This window comes from Thioalkalivibrio sp. HK1 (assembly GCA_000583135.1).
GTDB lineage: Bacteria > Pseudomonadota > Gammaproteobacteria > HK1 > HK1 > HK1.
Map to the genome: position 1 here is coordinate 1 of JFBG01000066.1, position 10,685 is coordinate 10,685.

A 10,685-nucleotide genomic window follows, 5' to 3' on the forward strand; every position below is an offset into this window, starting at 1 on the left:
AACTGGCTACCCGCAAGCATCGTCGGCTGCCCTGCATCGATGGACGCCTGCGGGAAAAACTTGTCGCAGGTGTCGTAGCAAGACTGCGACCCGTCCTCATACTCGTCACAATCGAACTTGCAGTCACTCAGCCCCGCAAGCATCGTGTCCGCTTTGGTAGCCGCAGACCCGAGCACAGATCCATCTTCGCCGTAGCAAACCTCCTCGCCTTGATCGTTGACATAGCATCCGCCCTCGGCGAGCATTGTCGGCTGCTCGGTGCTCGCGCGGGTTCCATCATTCAAAAAGACATTACATTCCTCAATGCAGGCACCGTGCGTCGCACCGCCGGGAACATAGAGCGCGTCGCAATCAGCCTCGCACTGCTGCAAATCCCCACTCGCTTGGGGCGGCTGCTCCACAACAGCGTCGTTTGCATAGGCCGAGCCGACGAAACCGACAAGCATCATCATTCCCATCATGAGATTACGCATTGGATTCCCCTCCTTGTTTGGTTGGACCGGATTTGGACCTTACGTCTACTATTAGCAAATCTTGCTCGGAATGTCAAGGGGGTCTCGCTTCGATCGGATGAGCGAAAAAAAGCCCCGGTAGACCGAAGCGAGCCGGGGCGAAGCAATCCACACCGAAAAAATCCGGCGCAGACCATCTTGTTCAAGAATCGATCGACCCTGCGGGGGATCCGTCAGGTTTCGGATGAAGCGAAGATGCCGGCGATGGAGGCATCGAGGGCGGCATCGAATTCCGCATCCGATTGCCCTTCGCTCAGCCCCTCGGTCAAGGCCCGGGAGAAACTTGCGATCATGCCGCGATTTCGCGCCAAACGCGCATTCGCCTCTTTGCGAGAATAGCCGCCGGAAAGGGCCGCAACCCGCAAGACATTGGGGTGCTGCATACAACCCGAGTAGAAATCATCCTCCTCGGGCAAGGTGAGCTTGAGCATGACCTTGTGGTTCGCCGCCAACGCATCGAGATGCTCGAGCAGGGCATCGCGCAAAAGGGCCTCGGCTCGCGCTTTTTGCGGGCTGTGAATATCGACCTCGGGCTCGATGATGGGTACCAAACCGGCACTCGATATGCGTTGCCCGATCTCGAACTGCTGTTCCACCACCGCTTGGATGCCAGCGGGATCGGCATCTTTGATCACCGATCGCATTTTGGTGCCGAAAATACCGCCTGAACGCGCCCGCTCCAACAGCGCATCGAGCGCCGGCATGGGCTTCATCATCTGCACATCGTCCCTTGGATCCTCCAATCCCCTATCCACTTTGAGGAAAGGGACGACCCGCTTTTTCTGCCATAGATAATGGGCGCTGGGAAGACCCTCGATCTCGCGATCCATCGTGTTCTCGAAGAGAATCGCCCCGATGATGCGCTCCCCGCCGAAGGCTTCGCTGGTCACGATCCGGGTACGCATGCGATGAATGAGGGCGTACATCTCCTCCTCGGTGGACCACGCATCGTCGCCGATGCCGTAAAGGCTCAGCGCCTTGGGGGTGCTGCCACCGCTTTGATCCAATGCCGCGATGAAACCCTTTGCGCTGCGAATTCTGTCAATCTGCTCTGCGTTCATCTCTCACTCGCTTATGTCATGGTGGGAACGATGCGACGATGGGTTCCATCGTCGCGGAAATATGCCGATGATCGACGATGCGAAGGGCTTCGAAAAAAATCTGACGAAACCCACAGGCGCAAGATGCGGCGGGCGAAGGGTTCGGCCCTTGCAACGATATCGAAATCAAAGGTCTTCGAAGGCTCGATATGGCCTTGATGGTCTAAAAACTTGGGGTTCTAAAAAGGAATATCGTCATCGAAATCCTCTCCCGCATCGCCCCCGGAATAGCCCGAGCCACCATCGGCTTCGTTGCCCGGCCAATCGGGGCTCGAATCGCCGGCGGCGCCATCCGATCTCGCATTCGATGCCGGGGCATTGCGAGGCGAGCCGCCTCCGCCCCGACTCATATCGTCCCGGCCGCCGAGCATCTGCATATCGGAGGCGATGATCTCGGTGGTATAGCGATCCTGCCCGTCTTTCTGCCATTTCTGGGTTTGGATACGCCCCTCGATATAGCATCTCGAGCCCTTGCGTAGATATTCGCCAGCGACCTCGGCCAAGCGATTGAAAAACACCACCCGATGCCACTCCGTGCGCTCTTGTCGCTCGCCGGTATTGCGATCTTTCCAAGATTCGGCCGTGGCAAGACGGATATTGGTGATCGCGCTGCCGCTTGCCGTGTGGCGGGTTTCCGGATCGGCTCCGAGATTGCCGATCAATATCACCTTGTTGACACCTCTGGCCATGGAAAACTCTCCGATCGATTGATGAAAGGGAGGTCTCAAATCCGATATCGCTTCGCCGACGGCGAGGGATCGTTCGACCTCGAGCCCGATCCCGGGCGAAAAGGATCGCTCGCACCCCGGCGATGATCCGAATCCGTGAATGGTACGCCCTCGTCCGCCCGGCGTTGACGATGAATCGATGATCGGCAAGACGATCTTGCCGCTTTTGCGATGATCCGGAGACGATCCGGATCGGACAATTGAATTTTGCCTATCCGCCACGCAAGAAAAAACCGAGGCTTTTATCTTGATACACCTATAGGGCACCGAGAATGATGTTCATCGAGTCTCGAGAGACATCGGCATTTCGCCTCGATCGATGGTGGATCGAAAAAAAGCCTCGCTCGAAAACCAAAGCGAGGGCGAGGGTTTTTCCATCGGATCTCGCTTGCCCGCCTTTCGATCCCTGGCTTTACCCACCGGCTCGCTCGCCGGAAAGCGGTGCCGCTTTCAACCCGAGGGCGATCAGCACCCATCCCGCAAGCAGCACCGCCCCAGGAGCGAAGAGCGATTGCGCTGCGGCCATGCCGAGCAAAGCGCCGCCCGAAAGCCCGCCGACGAAAATCCCCAAGCATTGCAAGGTGGCGAAAACCCCCAAGCAAGTTCCTCTGGATTGCATCGGTGCCGCTTGCGACATCATCGCCGGCAAGCAAGCCTCCAGGGTATTGAAGCCGACGAAAAACACGATCATCGACCCGATCAGTAGCGATGCCCCTTGGGCGAAGGTCAGCCCCAAAAGCGCGATCGAGAGCATCAGGCCTGCGCTGATCACCACCTCGCGGCCGCGACGACCGCGATCCGAGATGACGATCATCCACACTGCGGGCGCAAGGGAAAGGAGCAGCGCCGACGCATAGATCTTCCAATGCCCGGCGGGATCGACGAGCCCGACCTCCTCGATGACGATCGGCAAGGAGACGAAGGCTGCGGTCATGATCGCATGGATGACGAAGATCCCGATACAAAGCGTCATCATCTGTCGATCGCGCAAGACCGCCGCGATCTCCCCTGCCGGCCCCTTGGAGCGGCCTTTCGGGGTCGATCCTCGGGCATCCCCGAGCGAGCGAGGGAACCGCCGCTTAGGGGCCCGAAGCGCAAAGCCCAGCAAGAACAAGGCGATCAGGGCCAGCAAAGCGCAAGCCCAAAAGACACCCTTTAGGCCGAAGAACCCGGCCACCAAAGGACCGAACACCAAAGAGAGCATGAAGGATATTCCGATGCCCGCCCCGATGATCGCCATCGCCCGATTGCGGTGGGTCTCATGGCTCAGATCGCTTGCAAAGGCCATGGCCGCAGCGGCCACCGCGCCCGCTCCTTGCAAAGCGCGACCGGCGATCACCGTCCATAGATGGTCGGCGGTGGCGGCCAGCACGCTACCGATGAAGAAAATAACAAGACCGGCGGCGATCACCGGCTTGCGCCCGATGCGATCCGAAAGAAACCCCATCGGGGTTTGGGCGAGGCCTTGAGCGAGACCGTGAATCCCGATGGCGAGACCGGCCAATATCGGCGTGTAGCCTGCATAATTCGGGGCATGTAGGATCAATACCGGCAGGATCATGAACAGCCCCATCATGCGCAGCGAGACGATCCCCCCCAAGGCGAATATCGCAGGCCATGCGCTGACCGGCTCATCGGGCGCTCGAAGGGGCTCGGAAAAGGAAGTGCCGAAGGGGGCCTTGGTATCGCTCATATTGATCCATCATCGCCAATGGGCGTATCATAGTCCGCCGCTTGCTCATTCGCCGCTCGTTTCGCTCCGGCACCGTTGACGGATCGACGAGAGGGCCCGCCAAAGAGCGGGGCTCGGCGAAAAAATCGGCGAAGTCCGCACGGTGATGCGCGCCGACGCATCATCATCCCCTCACCTATCAGGATAGCCTTGCGATGAGCGGTACCATCCGTATCCGCGGTGCCCGCACCCATAATCTGCGTAGCGTCGATGTCGATATTCCCCGCGACCGCTTGGTGGTGATCACCGGGCTGTCCGGCTCCGGCAAATCCTCTCTCGCCTTCGACACCATCTATGCCGAAGGGCAACGACGCTATGTCGAATCCCTCTCCGCCTATGCCCGGCAGTTCCTCTCGGTGATGGAAAAACCCGATGTCGAGCATATCGAGGGGCTCTCTCCGGCGATATCGATCGAACAAAAGTCCACCTCGCACAACCCGCGCTCGACGGTCGGCACCATTACCGAGATTCACGACTACCTGCGCTTGCTCTTCGCCCGTATCGGCGAACCGCGCTGCCCCGACCACGGGACGATCCTCGAATCGCAGACCGTCAGCCAGATGGTCGATGCGGTGATGACACTCCCTGCGGGCGAGCGATTGATGCTCCTGGCCCCGATCATCGACGACCGCAAGGGCGAGCATGTCCGTATTATCGAGAGTTTGCGTACCCAAGGCTATATTCGGGCTCGTATCGATGGCACGCTGCGCGATCTGGATCAGGAAATCACCCTCGATCCCAAGCGCCGTCATTCGGTCGAGGCGGTGGTGGATCGCTTCCGGGTCCGAGACGATATCTCCTTGCGCTTGGCCGAATCCTTCGAGACCGCCTTGAACCTCTCCGAGGGTCGGGTGATCGTGGCCCCGATGGAAGAGGGCGGAGAGGAGCGGGTATTCTCGGCCCGCTTTGCCTGCGATATCTGCGGCTACTCGATCCCGGAACTCGAGCCCCGCATCTTCTCCTTCAACAATCCCGCCGGGGCCTGCGAACGATGCGACGGCTTGGGCACGGATGCCTTTTTCGACGCCTTGCGCATCGTCACCCATCCCGAGCGCAGCCTCCCCGCCGGAGCCATTCGGGGTTGGGATCGGCGAAATTTCTATTATTTCCAGATGATCCAATCGCTGGCCGAGCACTACGATTTCAATATCGACACTCCTTTCCAAAAACTGCCGGAAAAAATACGCAAGGTGATCCTGGAAGGAAGCGGCAAGGAGATCATCCGCTTTTCCTTCTCCGGGGGCGGCCTTAGAGGGCGGGTGCGCAAACATCCCTTCGAGGGCGTCATCCCCAATATGGAACGACGCTACCGGGAAACGGATTCGCAACTGGTCAGAGACGAACTCTCCAAATTCATGGGTACCCGCGCTTGCGAGGCTTGCGAGGGCGGGCGGCTCAATCGATATGCCCGCAATGTCCTCATCGGAGGGCAAAGCCTGCCGGCGGTTTCCGCGCTCCCGATCCGAAGCACCGGGGATTTCTTCGACGGGCTCGAGCTGACCGGCGCCCGCGCGGGGATCGCCGGTCGCATCCTCAAGGAGATCGGTCAGCGGCTGCGCTTTTTGGTGGATGTGGGGCTCGACTACCTCTCCCTCGATCGGGCGGCGGAGACCCTCTCCGGAGGGGAGGCGCAGCGGATCCGGCTGGCGAGCCAGATCGGCGCCGGTCTTGCGGGCGTGATGTACGTACTTGACGAGCCATCCATCGGATTGCATCAGCGGGATAACCGCCGCTTGCTCGACACCCTCGTCCATCTGCGAGATATCGGCAATACGGTGATCGTCGTCGAACACGACGAAGAGGCCATCTGCAGCGCAGATCACGTGATCGATATCGGCCCCGGCGCCGGGGTCCACGGCGGACAGATCGTGGCCGAGGGGCCACCTGAGACGATCGCCTCGCATGCCGATTCTCTGACCGGACAGTATCTCTCCGGTCGGCGAAAGATCGAGGTGCCCGAACAACGCACCCCTTGCGATCCCAAGCGAACGATCCGAGTCAAGGGCGCCAAGGGCAACAACCTGGCGGGGGTCGATGCCGATTTTCCCGTGGGTCTGATGACCTGCGTCACCGGGGTCTCCGGATCCGGCAAATCCACCTTGGTCAACGATACCCTCTATCGAGCGGCGGCTCGGAAATTCAACGATTCCTCGCTCGAGGCCGCCCCGGTGGATCGAATCGACGGCTTGGATTTGGCCGAACGCGTGGTGGCCATCGACCAAAGTCCGATCGGTCGCACTCCGCGATCCAATCCTGCGACCTATACCGGCTTGTTCACCCCGGTGCGGGAGCTCTTCGCCGCCACCCCCGAAGCGAGATCGCGGGGCTACAACCCCGGGCGCTTCAGTTTCAATGTGCGCGGGGGACGCTGCGAGGCCTGCAGCGGCGACGGGGTGATCCGAGTGGAAATGCACTTCCTGCCCGATGTCTATGTCGCTTGCGATACCTGCAACGGCAAACGCTTCAATCGCGAGACCCTCGATATCCGCTACAAGGGTCGCAATATCCACGAAGTGCTGGAGATGACCGTCGAGGAAGCGTTGGATTTCTTTTCCGCGGTGCCGGTGGTTGCCCGCAAACTCCAGACCCTGCTCGACGTCGGCCTTTCCTATATGCGCTTGGGGCAGCGAGCGACGACCCTCTCCGGAGGCGAAGCGCAGCGGATCAAACTTTCGAGGGAACTCTCCAAGCGCGATACCGGACGCACCCTTTATATCCTCGACGAACCGACCACCGGATTGCACTTTTACGATACCGAGCAACTCTTGGGAGTCCTCCATCGCCTGCGCGATCACGGCAATACCATCATCGTGATCGAGCACAATTTGGAGGTGGTCAAAACCGCGGATTGGGTCGTGGATTTAGGTCCCGAGGGCGGCGATCGGGGCGGCCGAATCATCGCCGCCGGCACCCCGGAAGAGGTGGCCGGGTGCGAGGATTCGCATACCGGTCGCTACTTGAAATCGATCTTGGGCATCGAAAAAACCCCTCGCAAGCGAAAGAGCCCCAGCAAGGGCAGCGGAAAAAGTGGCGGGGAACGTGGCGGGAAAAGCAAGAGCGACAAAGCCGCCAAGAGTGCCCGCCCGGCAAAAAAGCGATCGACGAAGACCGCCGGATAGATAGGGCTTCGAAGATAAACGAACGAAAAAGGCGAGCATCCTTACCTTCGGGATCGCAAAAACTCGCCCTTTATCGAGATCGAATCCGAAAAGCCTCGTTTTCGCAACCATCTCTTCGCTCCATCATCGATGCGCGCGAAAAAAGCCATCATCGCTCGGAATATAAAAAGGATCGATATCTTGTCTGCGCTGATCTGCGGCTCCTTCGCCTATGACACGGTCATGTCATTCAACGATCGATTCAAGAATCGCATCTTGCCGGATCATCTCGATATTTTGAGCGTCACCTTTCGCGTCAGTGATTTCCGGCGGGATTTCGGCGGCTGCGCCGGCAATGTCTCCTATACCCTGAAAGGGCTCGGTGGCGATCCCTTGCCGATGGCAACCGTCGGCAAGGATTTCGACAGCTACCGGGATTGGTTGGATACCCAAGGGATTCAAGATCGCCTGATCACCCCCGTCGAAGACGAATACACCGCGCAGGCCTTCATCACCACCGATCTCGATAACAACCATATCGCCGCCTTCTATCCCGGGGCCATGAACCATGCGCACCGCAACGACGTACGCGATATCGATCGAGGCGATCGGTCGCCGACCATCGCCATCATCTCCCCCGACGGCTGCGAGGGGATGATCCGGCATGCCGAACAATGCGCCGAATGCGGCATTCCCTTCATTTTCGATCCGGGCCAAAGCCTGCCGATGTTCGACGCCCTCACCCTTAGGCGTTTCGTCGATCTCGCCACCTGGCTGAGCTGCAACAACTACGAGTGGGAATTCCTGCGAGAACGCACCGGCCTCGATGCAAGGGCCATCGCCTCCCGATTGAAGGCTCTGATCGTGACTCGAGGAGAGCGCGGCTCGACCATCCGAACCCAAGATCAGGAGCTCGATATTCCGTGCGCGACGACGAGCGCCGTCGTCAACACCATCGGATGCGGGGATGCCTATCGCGCCGGACTGCTTTACGGGATTTCCAACAAGATGGACTGGAAGACCACCGGTCGGCTGGCCTCGATGGCGGCGGCGATCAGCGTCGAACATCCCGGAAGCCAGAACCATACCCTGACCGGATCCGATATCGAAGAGCGATTCCGGGCCTCGTTCGGCTATGCCCTATGAATGCGCTATGACCGTGCCATAACCGCTTGATGGCTTATCTACGAGCGATGACAAGATCTCGCTTGTCCGATGGATATATCAGATCTTTTCGCCGATCTCGGTCTTCGAAAGACAGGCATCGAATTCTTCGAAGGAGGTGATCGGTGCATCGCAGGTGCGACCCTCGCATCGATAGGCGACCGGGGAATCCCCCCTGGCCTTTCGCTCGGCCAGCAGTGCCGGTAGATCTCGGGCATCGGCAGGGATGGCGAGCGTCATTCGATAAGGGGCATATCCGGAATTCGCTCGCAATCGCCATTTTTCCAACGAGGCTTCGCCTTCGGTTCCATCGGCGCTGCGAATCACCACGATTTCCGGCGGATTCAGATATTCCTCGAGGGCGATGAGCAAGGAAGTATGGGCCTGCGGGAATTTCTCGAGCCCTTCTCGCGCCGCGATCAAGGTGCGCTTCGCCGCCCGCAGATAACGCATCTCGCCGAGCAAATTCCCCAAACGCCCCAAGACGATCGCCGCCACCGAGTTTCCCGCAGGCAAAGCATCGTCCATCGTCGGGCGCGGGCGATGCATCAAACGCTCATGGTCGTTCGAGGTGAAATAAAAACCGCCGCTTTCGCGATCTTCGAAACGGGCGAGCATCGCCTCGGCCAGTTCGACGGCGAAAGCGAGATCCTCCGCACTCCATCTCGCGGCAAGAAGGGCGAGGATGCCGTCGATCAGGCAAGCGTGATCGTCGAGATAAGCGTTGAAGCGAGCGCGCCCGTCTTTGTAGGTTGCATGCAGCCTTCCATCGATCCACATCGATTTGCGGATGAAATCGACGGCGCGCGAAGCGGAGTCGATCATCGCTTGCGATCCCAAGATACGTCCGGCGACCGCCATCCCCTTGATCATCAATCCATTCCACGATGCGATCACTTTTTCGTCGCGGCCGGGATAGACCCGCTTCGATCGGGCCTCGAAAAGACGAGAAAGGGCTCGATCGATGCGCGCCTCGCTCTCGGTCTCGGACAGACCGATTTGCCCCGCCACCTCTTCGATGCTCGAGTAGGCATGTAAATGCCATCTGGATGATTCGAAGTTCGGCGGGCGATCCAAACCGAAACGGGGGGCCAAGGCGATATATTCATCGTCGGGCACGATCGATCGCACTTCTTGGGGGGTCCAAAGATAGAACCTTCCCTCCTCACCTTGCGAATCCGCATCGAGCGTGGACCAAAACCCTCCCTTGGGGGATTGCATCTCGCGCATGGCCCAAGCGGCGGTGCGTCGGGCGGTGTGGGCAAAAAGAGCATCCCCGGTCATTCGATACATCTGCGAGGTGATTTCCAGCAGCGGACCATTGTCATAGAGCATCTTTTCGAAATGCGGAATCATCCACATCTCATCCACCGTATAGCGGTAGAAGCCTCCGCCGGCATGATCGTAAAGACCGCCCAAGCACATCTTCGAAAGGCTGAAACGAGCCATGGAAAGGGCGGTATCGGCATCGGTTTCGGTATCGGACCCGGACCCGAAGCGAAGCGATGCGCAATCGCGCATCAGCCGCTCGATCTGGTTCGGATGCGGAAATTTGGGAGCGCCCCCGAAACCGCCGTGGCGTGAATCATGGCTACGCACCAAGGCGGCGCGGGCCGCTTTCAAAGGCTCTACCGACAACGAGCGCTCTTCATCGCCGGGGCTCGCTTTATCCAGATCGCACAGCGCATCCACCAGCGAAGCGTTCTGACGACGAATCTCCTCCCGCCGCTCCCGATAGAGCCTTTCCGCCCCGACCAAAACCTGGCGAAACGAAGGCATTCCATGGCGGGGAGCATCGGGGAAGTAGGTACCGGCAAAGAAGGGCGCTTGATCGTCGGGGGAAAGGATGACCGTCAACGGCCAACCACCGGGACGCCGAGAGAGGATTTGATGCGCGGTCTGATAGATCTTGTCGATATCCGGACGTTCTTCCCGATCCACCTTGATATTGATATAAAGATCGTTCATCACGCGGGCGGTGGACTCGTCTTCGAAAGACTCGTGCGCCATCACGTGGCACCAGTGGCAAGCGGAATAGCCGATGGAAAGCAGGATCGGCTTGTCTTCCCGTCGCGCCCGCTCCAAAGCCTCGGCTCCCCACGGTTGCCAATCCACGGGGTTATCGGCGTGCTGCAATAGATAAGGACTGGTCTCCAAGGCCAGCGCGTTTTGGTGGGCGGAGCCGGTCATCGATCCGCTCGAAAGAGGATCGGACAATCACTCTTTGTCATCGGTTATTGGCCATCGGCGTGAACGGCGCCCCGGGGAGAAAAAGACCTTCCCCCCGGGGGCGGCTTCAAAGTCAGCGAATCACCGAGGTGGTGTTCGTCAGCGTTCCGCTGGCGCTCGAC

Annotated in this window: 7 protein-coding genes; 2 read left to right on the top strand and 5 right to left on the bottom strand. The window is 59.5% G+C overall.

Features of this window, described 5'->3' with window-relative positions:
- From BF99_RS21225 to BF99_RS0115865, 4 genes are all read right to left on the bottom strand, one after another.
- Positions 1 to 473 (bottom strand): hypothetical protein (locus tag BF99_RS21225; protein WP_156013391.1); only part of this gene is annotated, 473 nt, incomplete at its 3' end.
- A gap of 212 nt (positions 474 to 685) precedes the next feature.
- The gene (locus tag BF99_RS0115845) at positions 686 to 1,573 is read right to left on the bottom strand and encodes a fructose bisphosphate aldolase (RefSeq protein WP_025771758.1); all 888 of its coding nucleotides are present in this window, start codon (positions 1,571 to 1,573) and stop codon (positions 686 to 688) included.
- Between the two features lie 218 nt (positions 1,574 to 1,791).
- The gene (gene ssb, locus BF99_RS0115855) at positions 1,792 to 2,301 is read right to left on the bottom strand and encodes a single-stranded DNA-binding protein (protein ID WP_025771759.1); all 510 of its coding nucleotides are present in this window, start codon (positions 2,299 to 2,301) and stop codon (positions 1,792 to 1,794) included.
- A 451-nt stretch (positions 2,302 to 2,752) separates the two neighbouring features.
- The gene (locus BF99_RS0115865) at positions 2,753 to 4,033 is read right to left on the bottom strand and encodes an MFS transporter (RefSeq protein ID WP_025771760.1); all 1,281 of its coding nucleotides are present in this window, start codon (positions 4,031 to 4,033) and stop codon (positions 2,753 to 2,755) included.
- A gap of 194 nt (positions 4,034 to 4,227) precedes the next feature.
- Between BF99_RS0115865 and uvrA the strand changes: the two genes are divergently transcribed.
- Together uvrA and BF99_RS0115880 are read left to right on the top strand one after the other, a co-directional pair.
- Positions 4,228 to 7,191 carry an excinuclease ABC subunit UvrA gene (gene uvrA / locus BF99_RS0115870; protein ID WP_025771762.1) on the top strand — a complete coding sequence of 988 codons (2,964 nt, stop codon included), beginning with the start codon at positions 4,228 to 4,230 and terminating at the stop codon, positions 7,189 to 7,191.
- Between the two features lie 180 nt (positions 7,192 to 7,371).
- The gene (locus BF99_RS0115880; protein WP_025771763.1) at positions 7,372 to 8,316 is read left to right on the top strand and encodes a carbohydrate kinase family protein; all 945 of its coding nucleotides are present in this window, start codon (positions 7,372 to 7,374) and stop codon (positions 8,314 to 8,316) included.
- A gap of 78 nt (positions 8,317 to 8,394) precedes the next feature.
- On the opposite strand, the gene BF99_RS0115885 is transcribed toward BF99_RS0115880, so the two are convergent.
- Positions 8,395 to 10,524 (bottom strand): thioredoxin domain-containing protein, encoded by a 2,130-nt coding sequence (locus BF99_RS0115885; RefSeq protein WP_025771765.1) that lies wholly within the window; start codon positions 10,522 to 10,524, stop codon positions 8,395 to 8,397.
- Positions 10,525 to 10,685: the final 161 nt, after the last annotated feature.